The sequence below is a fragment of the Actinomadura harenae genome, assembly GCF_003696215.1.
Classification (GTDB): Bacteria; Actinomycetota; Actinomycetes; order Streptosporangiales; family Streptosporangiaceae; genus Spirillospora; species Spirillospora harenae.
The window spans coordinates 40,427-56,884 of the sequence record NZ_RFFG01000020.1 but is presented as its reverse complement, the minus strand read 5'-3'; the positions used below and the strand labels follow the sequence as shown (position 1 = coordinate 56,884).

The 16,458-nt window shown below is 74.7% G+C and carries 15 protein-coding genes; 8 read left to right on the top strand and 7 right to left on the bottom strand.

The window, feature by feature from the left end; translation table 11 throughout:
- The first annotated feature begins 7 nt into the window (after positions 1-7).
- Entirely contained in the window at positions 8-2,101 is a 2,094-nt protein-coding gene (locus EBO15_RS13710) for an acetate--CoA ligase family protein (protein ID WP_122194747.1), read from the top strand.
- Positions 2,088-2,849 carry a glucose 1-dehydrogenase gene (locus tag EBO15_RS13705; protein ID WP_122194746.1) on the top strand — a complete coding sequence of 254 codons (762 nt, stop codon included), beginning with the start codon at positions 2,088-2,090 and terminating at the stop codon, positions 2,847-2,849. Before EBO15_RS13710 ends, EBO15_RS13705 begins: the two co-directional genes overlap by 14 nt.
- A 45-nt stretch (positions 2,850-2,894) precedes the next feature.
- Here the strand turns inward: EBO15_RS13705 and EBO15_RS13700 are convergent, their stop codons facing one another.
- Positions 2,895-4,409 carry an amidase gene (locus EBO15_RS13700; RefSeq protein WP_122194745.1) on the bottom strand — a complete coding sequence of 505 codons (1,515 nt, stop codon included), beginning with the start codon at positions 4,407-4,409 and terminating at the stop codon, positions 2,895-2,897.
- Between EBO15_RS13700 and EBO15_RS13695 the strand changes: the two genes are divergently transcribed.
- The 3 genes from EBO15_RS13695 (at position 4,384) to EBO15_RS13685 (ending at position 6,226) form a co-directional block, all read left to right on the top strand.
- Positions 4,384-4,944, top strand: coding sequence for a TetR/AcrR family transcriptional regulator (locus EBO15_RS13695; protein WP_122194801.1), 561 nt, complete (start codon positions 4,384-4,386; stop codon positions 4,942-4,944). The two genes, EBO15_RS13700 and EBO15_RS13695, sit on opposite strands and share 26 nt — an antisense overlap.
- A gap of 258 nt (positions 4,945-5,202) precedes the next feature.
- Positions 5,203-5,778, top strand: coding sequence for an HD domain-containing protein (locus EBO15_RS13690; RefSeq protein ID WP_122194744.1), 576 nt, complete (start codon positions 5,203-5,205; stop codon positions 5,776-5,778).
- A gap of 76 nt (positions 5,779-5,854) precedes the next feature.
- Positions 5,855-6,226 (top strand): VOC family protein, encoded by a 372-nt coding sequence (locus tag EBO15_RS13685; RefSeq protein ID WP_122194743.1) that lies wholly within the window; start codon positions 5,855-5,857, stop codon positions 6,224-6,226.
- On the opposite strand, the gene EBO15_RS13680 is transcribed toward EBO15_RS13685, so the two are convergent.
- From EBO15_RS13680 to EBO15_RS13660, 5 genes are all read right to left on the bottom strand, one after another.
- Positions 6,223-7,563: a sensor histidine kinase gene (locus tag EBO15_RS13680; protein ID WP_122194742.1), complete on the bottom strand. Its 1,341-nt coding sequence runs from the start codon at positions 7,561-7,563 to the stop codon at positions 6,223-6,225. The genes EBO15_RS13685 and EBO15_RS13680 overlap by 4 nt on opposite strands.
- Before the next feature lie 71 nt (positions 7,564-7,634).
- The gene (locus tag EBO15_RS13675) at positions 7,635-8,309 is read right to left on the bottom strand and encodes a response regulator transcription factor (protein ID WP_122194741.1); all 675 of its coding nucleotides are present in this window, start codon (positions 8,307-8,309) and stop codon (positions 7,635-7,637) included.
- Between the two features lie 43 nt (positions 8,310-8,352).
- The gene (locus EBO15_RS13670) at positions 8,353-9,216 is read right to left on the bottom strand and encodes a TIGR03619 family F420-dependent LLM class oxidoreductase (RefSeq protein ID WP_122194740.1); all 864 of its coding nucleotides are present in this window, start codon (positions 9,214-9,216) and stop codon (positions 8,353-8,355) included.
- A complete protein-coding gene (locus EBO15_RS13665; RefSeq protein WP_233616170.1) occupies positions 9,213-10,808 on the bottom strand; it encodes a hydantoinase B/oxoprolinase family protein in 1,596 nt (531 codons plus the stop codon). The genes EBO15_RS13670 and EBO15_RS13665 overlap by 4 nt, the downstream gene beginning before the upstream one ends.
- Positions 10,805-12,883: a hydantoinase/oxoprolinase family protein gene (locus EBO15_RS13660; protein ID WP_122194738.1), complete on the bottom strand. Its 2,079-nt coding sequence runs from the start codon at positions 12,881-12,883 to the stop codon at positions 10,805-10,807. The genes EBO15_RS13665 and EBO15_RS13660 overlap by 4 nt, the downstream gene beginning before the upstream one ends.
- A 48-nt stretch (positions 12,884-12,931) precedes the next feature.
- On the opposite strand from EBO15_RS13660, the gene EBO15_RS13655 reads away from it, so the two are divergent.
- Positions 12,932-13,720 (top strand): SDR family oxidoreductase, encoded by a 789-nt coding sequence (locus tag EBO15_RS13655; RefSeq protein WP_122194737.1) that lies wholly within the window; start codon positions 12,932-12,934, stop codon positions 13,718-13,720.
- Between the two features lie 30 nt (positions 13,721-13,750).
- Here EBO15_RS13655 and EBO15_RS13650 read toward each other — a convergent pair whose 3' ends face one another.
- Positions 13,751-14,383, bottom strand: coding sequence for a PaaI family thioesterase (locus EBO15_RS13650; protein ID WP_122194736.1), 633 nt, complete (start codon positions 14,381-14,383; stop codon positions 13,751-13,753).
- A gap of 148 nt (positions 14,384-14,531) precedes the next feature.
- Between EBO15_RS13650 and EBO15_RS13645 the strand changes: the two genes are divergently transcribed.
- Entirely contained in the window at positions 14,532-15,125 is a 594-nt protein-coding gene (locus tag EBO15_RS13645; RefSeq protein WP_147481485.1) for a hypothetical protein, read from the top strand.
- A 96-nt stretch (positions 15,126-15,221) separates the two neighbouring features.
- Positions 15,222-16,319 (top strand): alcohol dehydrogenase catalytic domain-containing protein, encoded by a 1,098-nt coding sequence (locus EBO15_RS13640; RefSeq protein WP_122194800.1) that lies wholly within the window; start codon positions 15,222-15,224, stop codon positions 16,317-16,319.
- Positions 16,320-16,458 lie beyond the last annotated feature (139 nt).

Below are 16,458 nucleotides of genomic sequence, written 5' to 3'. Positions count from 1 at the left end.
GAGGACCGTGAACCACGTTCCCGAACACCAGGTCAAGGCGTGGATCTCCGGATTCGGGGTGAGCGTGCCGCGCGGCGCGACCGCGAGCGCCCCGGACGGGCTCGAGGCCGCCGCCGCGGAGCTGACGCCGCCGCTGGTCGTCAAGGCGTTCGGCCCCGGCCTGCTCCACAAGAGCGACGCGGGCGCCGTCCGGCTGGGCCTCGGCTCCGCCGGGTCCGCCGCCGAGGCCGCCGCCGGGATGCTCGAGGCGCTCACCGCGAAGGGGATCGTCCCGGACGGCTTCCTGGTCGAGGAGCAGGCGGAGCCGGGCGTCGAGATGATCGTCGGCGCGGTGCGCGACCCGGCGTTCGGGCCGGTCCTGATGGTCGGGCTCGGCGGCGTCTGGACCGAGGCGCTGCGCGACACGTCCCTGCGGCTGGCCCCGATCGGCGAGGGCGACGCGCACGCGATGCCGACGGAGTTGCGCGGTTCGTCCCTGCTCGACGGGTTCCGGGGACGTCCGCCGGTCGACCGCGACGCCCTGGTCGCGGTGCTGCTGGCGATGAGCGACATGGTCACGGCGCTCGGCGAGGGGTTCACCGAGTTCGAGCTGAACCCGGTGATCTGCGGGCCGTCCGGAGCGGTGGCCGTGGACGCGCGGCTCGTCGGACGCGACGACCTGGACCTCCCCGCGCCCTCCGTGGACGCGCCGCCGCCGGTCACCGACTTCGACCGGCTGTTCGCGCCGCGCGGCGTCGCGGTCGTCGGGGCGTCCACGAAGCGGCCGAACTTCGGGAACATGTTCCTCACCTTCTACAAGGCCGTCGGGTACCAGGGGCGGCTCGTCGCCGTCCATCCGTCGGCGGAGGAGATCGACGGGGTGCCGTGCGTCCCGTCGCTCGCCGAGGCGGACGTCGACTACGCGCTGGTCGCCGTCCCCGCCAAGCAGTGCGCCGACGTCGTGCGGCAGGCGAGCTCTCAGAACGGGCACGGAGTGCCGTTCGTGCAGGTCATGAGCGGCGGCTTCCGCGAGATGGGCGAGCCCGAGCTCGAGACCGACCTCGCGGAGGCGGCGCGTGAGGCGGGCGTGCGGCTACTCGGCCCGAACTGCATGGGCGTGTACTCCCCGGCGGGCGGGCAGACGTTCATCGGCGGCGAGCCGGGACGGCCGGGACGGATCGCGGTCGTGTCGCAGAGCGGCGGCCTCGCGGGCGAGATCATCAAGGTCGGCGAACGGCGCGGCCTGGCGTTCTCCAAGGTCGCGACCGTCGGGAACAGCCTCGACGTCACCCCCGCCGAGCTGCTCCGCTACCTCGACGCCGACGACGGCACGTCCGCGATCGGCCTGTACCTGGAGGACCCGCGCGACGGACGCGGCCTGTTCGACGCGTTGCGCGCGGCGCGCCGTCCGGTCGTCGCGCTCGTCGGCGGACGCAGCGCCCAGGGACGGACCGCCGCCGCCTCGCACACCGGCGGGATGATCGGCGACGACCGGATCTGGACCGCGCTCGGCGTCCAGACCGGAACCGCGATCGTCCGGTCCCAGGACGACCTGATCGGCGCACTCGACGGCCTCGACCTGCACGGACACCGTGAGGTGCGCGGCGACGGCGTGCTCGTGATCGGCCCGAGCGGCGGCGCGAGCGTGCTGGCCGCCGACGTGTTCGACGGCGCGTCCCTCGGCCTGCCGCAGTTCCCGGACGCCGCCGTCGAGGCCCTGCGCGGGCTCGGACTCGGCGCGGGCAGCTCGCTCGCGAACCCGCTCGAGATCCCCGTCGGGCCGCGCGGCGACCCCGACCTGGTCCGGAACGCCGTGGCGGCCATCCTGGAGCGGCGCGCGTTCTCCGACGTCGTCGCGCACGTCAACGTGCAGAGCTTCTTCACCTTCGGGAACAGCGCCGACCCGCTCGTCGCCTACACGCGCGCGGTCGGACGGCTCCAGGCGGACGTCCCGGACACGCGGATCACCCTGGTCGTCCGGAACGCCGAGTGCGCGCCGCCCGGCGTCGAGGACGAGGTGCGGGCCGTCGCGCGCGAGGCGGGCGTCCCGGTCTACCGGAGCATGGAGGCCGCCGCGAGCGCGGTCGCCGCGATGAGGAGGACCCTCGATGGGAAGTCTTGACGGCAAGGTCGCGATCGTCACGGGCGGCGCGCGCGGCATGGGCAAGGCGCACGTCCGGCGGTTCGTCGCCGAGGGCGCGCGCGTCGTCGCCGGCGACCTCCTGGAGGAGGCCGGGGCCAAGCTCGCCGCCGACCTCGGGGACGCCGTCCGGTTCGTCCGGATGGACGTGACGAGACCCGACGACTGGGCGAACGCCGTGCGCACGGCCGTGGAGACCTACGGCGGGCTGCACGTCCTGGTCAACAACGCGGGCATCCTCAAGCACAAGACGATCGAGGACATGACGCTCGACGAGGCGCGGGCGATCATCGAGGTGAACGTGCTCGGCCAGTGGCAGGGCATCAAGGCCGTCACCGCCGCGATGCGCGACTCCGGCGGCGGGTCGATCATCAACGTGTCGTCCACCGAGGGGTTCATCGGCGCGGCCGGGCTGTCGGCGTACAGCGCGTCCAAGTTCGGTGTGCGCGGGCTGACGAAGTCGGCGGCGCGCGAACTCGGCAGGTACGGCATCCGGGTCAACTCCATCCATCCCGGAGGGATCGTCACCGGGATGTCGATGCAGCAGGACGTCATCGACGCGACGGCCGACCGCGCGGAGGCCCTGATCGGGGGCCTGCCGCTCGGCCGGCTGGGGAACTCGCGCGAGGTGTCCGGGCTGGTGGCCTACCTCGCCTCGGACGACGCGTCCTACTGCACGGGCAGCGAGGTGCTCGTGGACGGCGGCCTGGTCACCGGCTCGGGCTACTGACGCGGGCCACCGCCGCGGGCAACTGACGCGGGCAACTGACGCGGGCTACTGACGCGGGCCGCCGACGGCCTCGGCGGGACGCCGGTCGGCCCAGTTCTCCACGGCCTCCAGCTGCGCGGCGAGCGAGATCAGCGTCGCCTCGTCGGAGTCGTGGCCGAGCAGCTGCGCGCCGATCGGCAGGCCGTCCCGGCTGAACCCGGCCGGGACGTTCACGCCCGGCCAGCCGAGGACGTTCCAGGTCCAGGCGTAGGGGCAGGCGGCGGCGACGCCCGACTGCGTCCGCTGGTACCCCGCCCCCTCGAACGCGCCGACCCGCAGCGGCAGCTGCGCCGTGGTCGGCGTGAGGACGACGTCGGCGGTCTGGAAGATCCGCCCGACCCGGTGCCGGAAGTACGGGTCGAGGCGGCGGGCGAGCGGCAGCAGGCGGCGGCCCGCGATCCGGCCGATCCTCGCCTCCACCTCGGTGCGCGGCTCGGGGCGCGGGTTCGGCATGGCGTCCAGCCAGTCCGCGACGCCGGTCGTGCCGCGCGGCACCAGGCCCATGAAGATCGGCCCGTAGTCCGGGTCGGCGGGGAACACCTTGTGGCCGAGCGCCGTGAGCCGCCGCGCGAGCCGCTCCACCGCGAGCCGGATCTCCGGGTCGAGCCTGCCCGGCACGCCGAACGCGGTCCGGAACGAGACGGCGACGCGCAGGCGCCCCGGCTCGCGCCGGGCGGCCTCGGCGAACGGGGTGACGGGACGGTCGAGCCGGTAGGCGTCCTCGGGGTGGCTGCCGGTCAGGACGTCCAGCATGAGCGCCGCGTCCCCGACCGTCCGGGCGAGCGGGCCCCAGACCGTGATCCCGTTGAACGGGTCGCGGTTCGGGAAGCCCGACACGCGTCCGCGCTGCGGCTTGATCCCGACCAGGTGCGACCAGGCCGCGGGGATGCGGATCGAGCCCGCGCCGTCCGAGCCGACCGCCGCCGCGACCATGCCCGCCGCGACCGCCGCCGCGCTCCCCCCGGACGACCCGCCCGGCGTCCGCTCCGGGTTCCACGGGTTGCGCGCCCAGCCGAACCCGGGCGACTCGCTGAACGGCCACAGCCCGATCTCGCAGGTCGTGGTCTTGCCGACGATCACCGCTCCCGCCGCGCGCAGCTTCCGGACGACCTCGGCGTCCTCGGTGGCCGGCCGGTGGTCGCCGATCACCGCGAACGGCGTGGTCTCGCCCTGGAGGTCGGTGTCGTCCTTGATCGCGACCGGGACGCCGAGCAGCGGCAGCCGCTCCCCGTCCGCGAGCCGCCGGTCCGCCTCGTCCGCCTCCGCCAGGGCCGCCTCGTGCCGGACGACCCGGAACGCCCGCAGCGACTCCAGCGCGTCGATCCGGGCGAGGGTCCGCTCCACGAGTTCCCGCGACGAGACCGCGCCGCCCGCCAGCAGCGCCGCCTGCTCGGCCAGGCCGAGGAAGTCGTCCATCCGGGCACCTCTCTCCAGTTGTCGTTCGTTCGAACGAACGATAGCTCCCGGCGTCGGGATGGGGAAGACTGGACCCGATATGAGCACCACCCCGCGTGACCGCATGCTCCAGGCGACCCTGGACCTCATCGCCGACCAGGGCGTCGGCGCCGTCACCAACCGCGCCGTCGCGCGCGCCGCCGGGGTCTCCCTCGGCTCGCTGACCTACCACTTCCCGAGCCAGTCCGACCTGCTGCGCGAGGCCCTCGCCGCGTTCGTCGACGACGAGATCACCCGGATCACCGCGCACGTCGAGCAGCTCCGCGACGCGGGACTCGACCCCGACCGCGCCGCCGACGAGGTCGAGAAGGCCATGGCCGGCTTCGCCGCCGACCACCACCAGATCGCCAACCTCGAGCTGCACCTGCACGCCGCCCGCGACCCCGAGGTGCGCGCCACCTCGGCCCGCTCGGTCGCCGCCTACGACCGGCTCGCCGCCGCGATCCTCACCGCGCTCGGCATCAAGGACGCCGACCGCCACGCCCCCGCGGTCGTCTCCCTGCTCTACGGCCTCGCCGTCCGGCGCCTGGCCACCGGCGCCACCTCGGCCACCGGCACCGCCGACGCCCTCCGCACCCTCCTGGTCGGCCTCCCCCGCTGACCCCGGAAACGCGACCGGCCCGCACGGCCCCGAGCGGGGTCACGCGGGCCGTACGGACCGATCACCTGTCAACCAGAGCCAGAGCCAGACCCTGGCTCCCGCCACACTAAGCACCCGAACCCCCTCGCCAGGCCTCCCTTAACCCTCCCTTAGGCCCAGCCTGAGCCCCCGTTATCCCACCGGCTCTGAGCTGCGAAAGAACGTCAGGACTCCCGCGGCGGCGGACGGGTGGCGGGTGGGGGCGCTTAGGATTTCGGGATGCGGGTTCCGTCTGATGGGGAGATTCGGGGGCTGCACGAGAAGCACGCTCCCTCGGCCGAGGCGTTCGAGCTGGTGTTCACGCACTGCGAGATCGTGGCTCGGATCGCCGGGCAGTTCAGTGACAGTCCGCTGGTGCGGGCGGGGGCGCTGCTGCATGACATCGGCGTGTACCGGCTCTACGGGCCGGACGGGCGGCTCGACTCCGCCGACTACATCCGGCACGGGGTGCTCGGTGAGGAGCTGTTGCGCGAGGAGGGCCTGCCGGAGGCGTTGTGCCGGTTCTGCTCGCATCACACCGGGGTCGGCCTGACCTGCGCGGACGTGCGGGAGCAGGGGTTGCCGCTGCCGGAGGCCGACTTCCTCGCGGAGACAGACGAGGAGGCGGTCGTCATGTACGCGGACAAGTTCCACAGCAAGTCGACGCCCCCGGTGTTCGTGTCGGCGGCGACCTACACGGTGAAGGTCGGGCGGTTCGGCGAGGACAAGGCGCTGGCGTTCAAGGCGATGCGGGAGCGGTTCGGGGATCCCCGGCTGGACGTGTTGGCCGGAGAGTACGGCTTCGCGATCATCTGAGGGGCAGGGCGCCGTCCGATGAGTTTTGGGATGTCCCGGGGTCTGTCCTTGCGCTAATCGGAGCAGGGAGGTCCATATGAGCGGTATCACCGGAATCTGGGCGGCGGGCGTCCCGGTCAGTGACCAGGACAAGGCCGTCGACTTCTACGTCGGCGTCCTCGGCATGGAGGTGCGGCGGGACGTGCCGCTGGGACGGTTCGGCGGGCGCTGGATCGAGGTCGCCCCGGCCGGGGCGGCGACGACGATCGCGCTGGTCCCGGCGAGCGAGCAGTCGCCCGCCGGGCGGCGCACGGAGATCCGGCTCGCGACCGCGGACGCGCGGGCGCTGCGTGACGAGCTGGTGGGCAGGGGCGTGGACGCCGACGACGTCCTGGTCTGGGAGGGCGCGCCACCGATGTTCGCCTTCCGCGACCAGGACGGCAACGGCCTGTCCGTCACCCAGGTCTAGTCGGACCGCGTGTGCCGCCGCCGGACGAGGCGGCGGGAGCGGCGCTGCGGCGGGAGCCAGCGGGTCCGGAACCACATCTGGATCTGGGCCCCGCCGAGGGCGGACCGGTGGATGCGCAGGTGGCCGCCCGTGGACTCGGCGGCGCGGCGGGCGATGTCCAGGCCGAGCCCGGTCGAGCCGCCGCCGCTGCGGCCGCGTTGCAGGGCCGCCTCGGGGTCGGCGATGCCGGTCCCGGCGTCCGCGACGAGGATGCCGGTGACGCCGCGTCCCTGGTGCAGGGTGACCGCGAACCCGGCGCCCTCGGCGGTGTGCTTGAAGACGTTGCCGAGCAGGGAGTCGACGGCGGCGGCGAGTTCGCTGCCGGGCAGCGGCAGCGGCGCCGGGCGGTCCGCGCCGATCAGCTCGCACGACCGGCCCTCGTCCTCGGCGAGGACGGACCAGAACCGGACCCGGTCGCGCAGCACCTTCGCGGCGTCGCAGCTGCCCCGCGCGGTCGGCCGCCGGACGGTCCGGATGATCTGGTCGACCTCGCGTTCGAGCCGGTCCACGGCCTCGCGGGTCTGGTCGGCGACCGGCCCGTCGCCGAGGGCCTCGGCGTTCAGCCGCAGCGCGGCGAGCGGGGTGCGGAGCCGGTGCGACAGGTCCGCGGCCATCTCGCGTTCGGCCGCCAGGAGCTGGACGACGTGGTCGGCCATCGCGTTGAACGCGAGCCCGGCCTCGGCGACCTCGGGCGGGCCGTCCGGGGCGACGCGGGCGCCGAGGTCGCCGTCGCCGAACGCGGCCGCGGCGTCCGAGAGCCGCCGGGTCGCGCGGATCACGCGCGCGCCGTGCCGGTCGGCCGCCAGCACCGCGCCGCCGACCAGCACGGCCGCGACCAGGCCCATCACCAGCCAGGACCGGGTGACGCCGCGGGTCAGCTCCGAGCGCGGCACGACGACCTCGACCACGACGACCCGGCCGCCCGCCAGGGACACCGGCTGGAGCAGCGACTCCCCGCCGGGCACCGGGACCGTGGTCGAGTGTCCGCGCGCGATCGCGGCCACGACCTGCGCGGACGTGGCGCCCGGACGGTGCGGCGCGGGCACGGTCGAGTCGTCCGGAAGGTGAAGGACCATGCGGTGGGCGGCGCCGGCGGGCCGTGCCGCGACGGCGCGCTCCAGGTCGGCCGGGGCGGACGCGACGGCGAGGTCGGGCACGATCGACGCGGCCTGCCGTTCGGCGGCGCTCACCGCCCGGTCGCGCGCGGTGTCCCGCATCAGCAGCGCGAGCGGGACGAGGAACGCCAGCGCGGCCATCGCCGAGGCCGCGAGCGCCACCATGACCAGCGTCCGCCTCACCGCGCCGCCCCCGCCACCCTCACAGCCCCGCCCCCCTCACAGCCCTGCGCCCCCGGGCCCGGCCGGCCGCGTCACGGGGCGGTCAGGCGGACGCCGACCCCGCGGACGGTGTGCAGGTAGCGCGGGCGCGCGGCGGTCTCCCCGAGCTTGCGCCGCAGCCAGGACAGGTGGACGTCGATGGTCTGGTCGTCGCCGTACGGCTGCCGCCACACCTCGGCGAGCAGCTCGCGGCGCGCGACGACGCGTCCGGGGCGGGCGGCGAGGTAGGCGAGCAGGTCGAACTCGCGGCGGGTCAGCTCCAGGGGCGCGCCGTCGAGCGCGGCCTCGCGCCGGTCCGGATCGATGCGCAGCCCGCCGACCCGCAGTTCCGCGACCGGGCCGGACCGCGCCGCCCGGCGCAGCACGGCGGCCAGCCGCGCGGACAGGTGCTCGGCGGAGAACGGCTTGATCAGGTAGTCGTCCGCGCCCGCGTTGAGCAGCCGGACGATCCCGGGCTCGTCGTCGCGGGCGGTGGCGATGACGACGGGCACGTCCGACACGCCGCGCAGCATCTTCAGCACCTCGCCGCCGTCCAGGTCGGGCAGCCCGAGGTCGAGGACGACCACGTCGGGGGGAGCCTGGGTCACCTCGCGCAGCGCGTCCATCGCGGTCCCGGCGCTGCGGACCACGTGGTCGCGCGCGCCGAGCTCGCGGACCAGCGCGGTGCGGACGTCCGGATCGTCCTCCACCACGAGCACTCTCGCCATGGTCCGCACGGTATGTCAGCGCCGGGGCACACGGGGCGGGATGTCACATGTTGTCAGGGAGGTCGAAGGTTTCGGCGAAGGTCTCGGCGAAGGCGGCCACGGCCTCGACCGCGTCCCGGGAGCGCCGCCAGGGCCGGACGATCAGCCGGTCCACCCCGAGTGCCGCCCATTCGTCCACCTCGGCGGGGTCCTCGAGGGCGTAGGCGTGCGCGGTGATCTCGAAGGGTTCACCACCGCGTCCGGCCTCCTCACGGAGTTCGCGGAGCAGCTCGATGCGGGGCCGGATCCGGTCGGGGGTCTGGGGCATGGAGATCCAGCCGTCGCAGAGGGTGGCGGCCCGGCGGAGGGCGGCCCTGGACTCGCCGCCCGCGAGGACGGGCAGGCGCGGCTGGACGGGTTTCGGTTCGAAGGCGACCTCGGGGAAGGCGTAGAACTCGCCCCGGTGCTCGACGGCGGGTTCGGTCCAGAGGCGGCGGGAGACGGCGATGGCCTCGTCCAGGCGGCGGCCCCGGGAGGCGAAGTCGAGGCCCGCGGCGAGCCATTCGCCCTCGTACCAGCCCGCGCCGACGCCGGCGATCGCGCGGCCGTTGGAGATCTGGTCGAGGGTCGCGAAGGCGCGGGCGGCGGTGAAGGGGTGCCGCAGCGCGTAGAGGTAGACGGCGGTGCCGAGCCGGACACGGCTGGTCAGCGCGGCGAGGGCGCAGAGGTAGGCGGGCGCGTCGTACAGCGGCGTCGCCGGGTTGATGCCGGGTTCGTCGGTGCCGGGGTAGGTCGCGGTGGACAGGTCCGTCGCGAACACCAGGTGCTCGGCGAGCCAGACCGACTCGAAACCGGCGTGGTCGGCGGTGACGGCCAGGTCCTTCCAGGCCGCAGGGTGGACGAGGCCGAGCGGAATGCCGAACTTCACGTGATCCTCCCGTCGGCGCGGTCGCGTGCGAGGGCTTCGGGAGCGCGCCGGCCGGACGGCCCGTGGCCCCCGCCGCCGGACGTCTCGACGATCAGGGCCTCCCCCGCCGCGAGCGGCTGCCGGGTGGCCTTCGTGCCGAGCGGCTCGGTCCTGCCGTCGGCGCGTTCGCGCAGGTAGGAGCCCGCGCGTCCGGGTGATCCGCCGGACGCGCCGGGCGGCGGGCGGCGCAGGCGCTCGCCCCGGGTGTCGACCCGCGCGTCGTCGAGCACGCGCAGGACGGTCCGTGTGCCGAGGCCGCCCCGGTGCCGTCCGGCGCCGCCCGAGTCGGGGATCAGGGAGATCTCCTCGATCCGCAGGGGCAGCCGCGCCTCGACCGGCTCGACCTGCGGGATGATGTTGCGGCCGCCGCCGAACAGCGCGCCCGTGGCGTCGACGCCGTCGCCGTCCGGCCGGGCGCCGGTGCCCCCGAGGTCGAACGCCATGTGCAGCCAGGGCGTCCGGACGCCGCTGATGCTGAACGCCTGGAGGATCCCGGACGCGGCGGCGCCGTCCGGGGCGATCGCCGCGAGGACGGCCTCCTCGGCGGCGGCGACCGTGCCGAAGCGTCCGCCTCCCGGGAACGGCGGCGTGCAGTGGACGAGCGTGCCGCGCGGCAGGCGGACGTCGACGGGCGTGAAGCAGCCCTCGTTCATCGGCAGCGCCGGGTCGACGAAGCACCGCACCGCGTACAGGACGCCGCCGATCGTCTGCGAGAACCCCGAGTTCACCGGCAGCGGGACCTGTTCGTCGGTGCCGTCGAAGTCGACCGTGAGCGCGCCCGCGCCGTCCGAGGTGACGGCGACGCGGACGGTGTGCCCGTCGTCCAGCGTGTAGGACGCGCGGCGCGTGCCCGCCGGGATGTCCGCGAGGCCGTCGCGCATGCGGCGTTCGGTGTGCGCGAGGTAGTCGGCGATGCCGCGCGCGAGGCCCTCGGGCGTGTGCGCCTCGATGATCTCCTCGAGGCGGCGGGCGGCGACGTTGGCCCCGGCGATCAGCGCGCGCAGATCCCCGACGAGCCGTTCGGGCGTGCGGCTGTTCGCCGCGAGAACGCGCACGAGATCGTCGGCGAGCCCCTCGGCCGTCGCGATCCGGACGGGCGGCAACTGGAGCCCCTCAAGGAACACGTCGGTCGCGTCGGAGGCCATCCCACCTGCGGAGATACCCGAAAGGTCGGCGACGTGGATGAGCGTTCCCGTGAAGTAGGCGGGCGCGCCGTCCACGAGAACGGGCCTGAAGACGAGCAGGTCGTTGGCGTGGATGCCGCCCTGGTAGACGTCGTTCAGCACGAACACGTCACCCGGCTCCATGGTCTCGGGCGGGTGCGCGTCCAGCAGGAACGGCAGGGCGCCGCGCAGGCTGGCGCACTGGATCAGCGCGGTCGAGAGGGAGTGTGCGACGAGCCGTCCGCGCGCGTCGAGGATCGCCGCCGCCGCGTCCGCGCCCTCCACGATGAACGCCGAGTACGCGGACCGGACGACCACGATCCCGGCCTCCTCGGCCGCGACGCACAGCGCGTTCCGCAGGATCTCCGCCGTCAGATCGGGGGACGTCATGACCGGGCCTCCAGGAGGATCGCGCCCTCGTCGTCCACGGTGCCGCGCCATCCGGACGGGACGAGCAGCGAGCACTGCGGTTCGGTGACCATGCAAGGCCCGTCGAACGACTCGCCGGGCGCATGGCTCGTGCGCGCGCGTACAGGCACGTCCACCCACTCACCCGAAAGCCAGATCCGGCGGGACGCCGTAGGCGACGGCACGGGAGTGATCCGCGGCGAAGGCTGAGCGTCCCCGGGAAGCGTCACTCGTACGCGCGCGGTGGTCAGCTCGGCGGGATCGCGCAGGTCGATGCCGTACGACTCGTGGTACCGCTTGTAGAACTCCTGGGCCGCGCCCCGGACGGTCTCCGGCGTGACGGGCCCTGCGGGCAGCTCGACGGTGAACGCGTGCGCCTGCCCGACGAACCGGACCCCGACCGACCGGACGACCACGGCCTCACCGTCCGCCGACAGATCGGCGCGCGCAGCCCGCTCCAGCTCGGCCAGCAGCCCGGCGAGCTCCCCCAGCGACTCCCGGCCGGCCGAGCAGGACGTCAGCCGCGCGACCGGCTCGAGGAACGTCCGGGCCCGCTCGATCGCGAGGTCGGCGTGCAGCAGCCCGGCCGCCGACCCGACCCCGGCGTGCGGCGGGACGAGCACCCGCCCGATCCCGAACCGCTCCGCCAGGCCGGCGGCGTGCGTCGGAGCCGCGCCGCCCAGCGCGACCAGCGTGAACCCGCGCGGGTCGATGCCGCGCCGGACGGTCACGACGTGCACGGCCGCGCCCATCTGCGCGCCCGCGATGTCGTGGATCGCGGCGGCGGCGCGGGTCACGTCCACGCCGAGGGGACGCGCCACGTGCTCCTCGATCGCGGCGCGGGCGAGCGACGCGTCCAGGCGGAACGCGCCGAAGCCGTCCGGGTCGAGGTAGCCCAGGACGAGATCGGCGTCGGTCACGGTGGGGAGGGTCCCACCGCGCCCGTAGCAGGCGGGGCCGGGGTCCGCGCCCGCCGAGCGCGGCCCGACGCGCAGGGTCCCGGCGTCCGCCCAGGCGAGGGACCCGCCGCCGGACCCGACCTCGGCGAGGTCGATCGCGGGCACCTTGATCGGGACGCCGGTCCCGGGACGCCGTCCGCCGTGGCTGCCCTTGCCGCCGACCTGGAACTCGTGCGTGACGCCCGGACGCCCGCCCCGGACGAGCCCGGCCTTCGCGGTCGTCCCGCCCATGTCGAAGCAGACCAGGTCGGCGAGGCCGCGCCGGGCCCCGAGCCGCGCGGCGGCGACGACCCCGGCGGCGGGTCCGGACTCGATCGTGTACACGGCGCGGTCGGCGGCGAGCGCCGCGGGCAGCACGCCGCCCGCCGACTCCATCACCCGGACCGGCGCGCGGACCCCGGCCCCGCGCAGCCGCTCCTCGAGTCTGCGCAGGTAGGCGGCCATGACCGGCCCGACGTAGGCGGACATCAGCGTCGTCGTGGCCCGCTCGTACTCCCCCAACTCCGGCCACACGTCGCAGGACGCGACGACCGGCGTGCCGTCCGGCAGCCGCGCCGCGACGATCTCCGCGAGGCGCCGCTCGTGCGCGGGGTTCAGGTACGAGTGCAGCAGGCAGATCGCGACGGCCGAGACGCCCAGCTCCGCGATCCGTCCGGCCACGGCTTCGGCGGCCGCCTCGTCCAGGGGGGTGAGCACGGCGCCCGTGGCGTCCAGCCGTTCCGGGACGGTGAACGTGTGCGTCAGCGGGACGGGCGGCTCCGGCTGCACGAAGAACCGGTCGTACCGGTCCTCCTCGACCCGGGCCTGCCGTCCGAGCGCGAGCATCGACCGGAACCCCTCGGTCGTGACGAACGCGACCGGCACGCCCGTCCGCTCCAGGATCACGTTGGTCGCGAGCGTCGTCGCGTGGACGACCCGGGTGACCGCGCCCGCCGGGACCCCCGCGTCCGCGAGGACCCGCCGGACGCCGCGCAGCAGCCCCTCGGTCGGGTCGTCCGCGGTGGTCAGCGTCTTGGCGACCACGACGCGGCCGTCCGGCCCGGTCAGCACCACGTCGGTGAACGTCCCGCCGACGTCGGTCGCGAGGGTGACGCTCATCCGCACCTCCGCAGCATCACCTAGCTAGCGCTTGGTACGTTAACGGGCATGATGCTGGACGGCAAGATCGCGGTGATCACCGGTGCGGGCCCCGGCCTCGGCCGCACCCTGGCGGCGCTCATGGCGCGCGAGGGCGCGGACGTCGCCGTCGCCGCGCGCAGCGCCGACACCCTCGACACCATCGCCGGGCAGGTGCGCGCCGAAGGCCGCGACGCCCTGCCCGTCCCCACCGACATCGCCGACCCCGCCCAGGCCCGGCGCCTCGCCGAAACGGTCATGGCCCGTTTCGGCCGCGTCGACGTCCTCGTCAACGCCGCGTTCCCCGGCTCGCACCGCCGCGCCGTCCTCGACATGGACGATGCCCACCTCGACCAGTGGCGCAGGTCCGTCGAGATCGCCGCCTACGGCACCCTCCTGGCCTGCCGCCACATCGCCCCGCACATGGTCGCCGCCGGGACGGGCTCGATCGTCAACGTCACGTCCATGTCGTCCCGCAGCGGCTACGCCGGACGCAGCGACTACGCGGCGGGCAAGGCCGCCGTCCACCTGCTGTCCCACTGCCTCGCGGACGAGCTCGGCCCGTCCGGCGTCCGCGTCAACTGCGTCGCGCCCGGCTGGATCGCGTCCGACGTCCTGGACGACTGGATGCGCGCCCGCGCGGAGGCCGAGAACACCACCTTCGAAGACGTCCAGGCCCGCGACACCGCCGCCATGGCCCTGCGCCGCATCGCCACCGAGGAGGACGTCGCGCGGGCCATCGTCTTCCTGGCGTCCGACCAGGCGGCCGCCACAACAGGCGCGACCATCGACGTCAACGCCGGACAGCACTTTTCCTGACGCGGCACTTTTCCTGACGCGGCGCTTCGCTCAACGCTGGGGCGCGATGAACAACGCCTTCGCCTCGACGGTGACGAGCCCCTCGGGGTCGAGAATGCGGCCCGCGGCGTGGGACCGGCGGCCGGAGCTGCCGGTGACCTCGGCCTCGACCGTGAGCGGAACGCCGATGGGCGTGGGACGCCGGTACCGGAGTTCGAGGGACGCGGTGACGCCCGGGACGGCCTTCGAGGCGGCCGCCATGCCGAGCACCTGGTCGAGGATCATCGCGGTGATACCGCCGTGGACGAAGGTGGGCGGCCCCTCGTAGACGTGGTTGAGGGTGAATCCGGCGCGCGCGCCCGTCTCGGTGAACTCGATCGTGAGCGGCGGCGCGAGCGGGTTGCCGAGACCGGTGACCGGGTTGGTGACGTGGCGGAGGGGGCCGTGGCCGCCGTAGCGGGCGACGGGCGGCGCGTCCCGGCGGACGGCGGCGAGGCGCCCGGTGAGCGCCTCCACCTGCTCGCCGACGGCCGCCAGCTCGTCGATCTCCACGTCGGTGAGGACGACGGCCTCGGTCAGCTCGCGGACCCGGTCGGCCAGGGCGGCCAGCGCCGCCAGGTGCTCCTCGTCCAGTGCCCGGCGGCCCCTGCGGGCCCGTTCGATGGCCGATCCCACACCGGTCATGCGCGCCTCCCTTGTCAGAACGCGATTCTAGAAGGCGGACGGCGCGCCGTGCCGCTGACGGCGCGCCGTGCCGCTCGCTCCCGCCCGAATCCCTGACGGTCTCGGCGCGGATCGTGCCATTTGCTTCGGCAGAGGTGACGATGTTGGCGTGACGACGGATATTCACGGATTCTTCGAGTGCCGGATGCGCAGCGACCCGCTCGACCGCTGGCGCGGCGTGCTGGATCTGCGGGACGTGTACGGCGGGCGGTCCGACCCGGCGTTCGGATGCCTCTTCGGCGTGCACGAGCGGCTGGGCTTCCGTCCGGTGGCGAGCGGGCGCGGCCTGCCGCTGGACGTCTCGCCGCAGACGCGCGGCGCCCAGCGCGAGGGCCTGTCGGGGCACACCTGGATCGGCTGGCAGGAGCTGGCCGGCATCGACTGGGACGAGCCGTCCGAGCGTCCCGACAGCCGCGTCCGGCACTACCGGCGGCGCGACGACGGGACGCTGGAGCTGGTCGGCACCTACCTGTGGGACACCGGCTTCACCGGCCGGGTGGACGTCGAGACGAGCGCGGGCGGCCCCGCCGACTGGGCCGAGCGGCGGGAGTGGACGGACGGGAGCACGGTGTACCGGGCCGACCGCGCGCGCCGCCGGGACGCCGTGGACACCACCGTCTGGAACCCGGTCTGGAAGATCATGGAGGTGCTGGCGGACGTGCACGGCCCCGGCAACGTGCGGCTGGTGGTCTGGTTCGGCTGACCGGCGGGCCCGATCCACCGGCACTGTTCCCAAGCAAATGCTTGGTGCTACCGTGAGCAGCCGATCCCGAGGGAGGCCACGGTGGCGGAGACGGTGATGCGCGCGGCGGTGCTGCGGACGTTCGGCGAGCCCTTGGAGATCGCCGAGGTGACCATCGCGGCGCCGCGCGCGGGCGAGGTGGCGGTGCGGATCGCCGCCTCCGGCGTGTGCGGGTCCGACATCAAGGCCCTGGACGGCAAGAGCCCCGTCGTGCGGCACCTGCCGTGCGTCCTCGGCCACGAGAGCGCGGGCGTCGTGGAGGAGGTCGGGCCGGGCGTGCTGAACGTCCGGCCCGGCGACCACGTGGTCATCGCCATGAACGGCCCGTGCGGGCGCTGCCGCGCGTGCGCGCGAGGCCACGCCCACCTGTGCTCGGGCAAGACCCGGATGTCGTCCATCATGGGCGTCTTCCCGGACGGCTCGACCCGCCTGTCGCTCGGCGGCGAGACCGTCCGGCCCTACATCGGGATCGGCGCGTTCGCCGAGCGCGCGGTCGTGACCGAGGCGATGTGCGTCAAGGTCTCCAAGGACGCGCCGCTCGACCTGCTCGCCCTCACCGCCTGCGGCGTCGTCACCGGATACGGCGCGGTCATGAACACCGCGCGCGTCGAGCCCGGGTCGAGCGTCCTGGTGGTCGGCTGCGGCGGCGTCGGGCTCAACGTGATCCAGAGCGCGGTGCTCGCCGGGGCCACCATGATCATCGCGGCGGACGTCGTCCCGTCCAAGCTGCGCCTGGCCGAGGAGTTCGGCGCGACGCACACGCTGCTGGCCGACGACCTGCCGAAGCAGGTGGGCGAGATCGTGCGCGGCGGCGCCGAGTACGCGTTCGACGTGACCGGCGTCCCCGAGGTGCTCGCGAAGGCGTTCGCCGCGACGCAGCCCGGCGGGACGACGGTCATGGTCGGCTCCCCCGCCGCCGGCGACGACCTGCGGATCCCGCCCGGGCAGCTGTTCGCCTCGCGCCGCCTGATGGGCACCCAGGGCGGCGACGCGACCCCCGCCCGGGACCTGCCGATCCTCGCCGACCTGTACCGGCGCGGACGCCTCAACCTGGACGGGCTCGTCAGCGAACGCGTCCCGCTGGAGAAGGTGAACGAGGCGGTCGCGCACGTGCGCGGCGGCGCGGTGGCCCGCTCGGTCGTCGTCTTCGACTGAGCTCACCGAAGGGACCGGGCGCGGTGTCACGCCTCGTCCGAGGAGCTCGTTCACGGTAAATTGCCAGGTCGGCACCCCCGTCCACCTGGAGAATCGTGAACGAGCTCCCGCCAACGCCGCCCGGACCCCAGCCACCGCC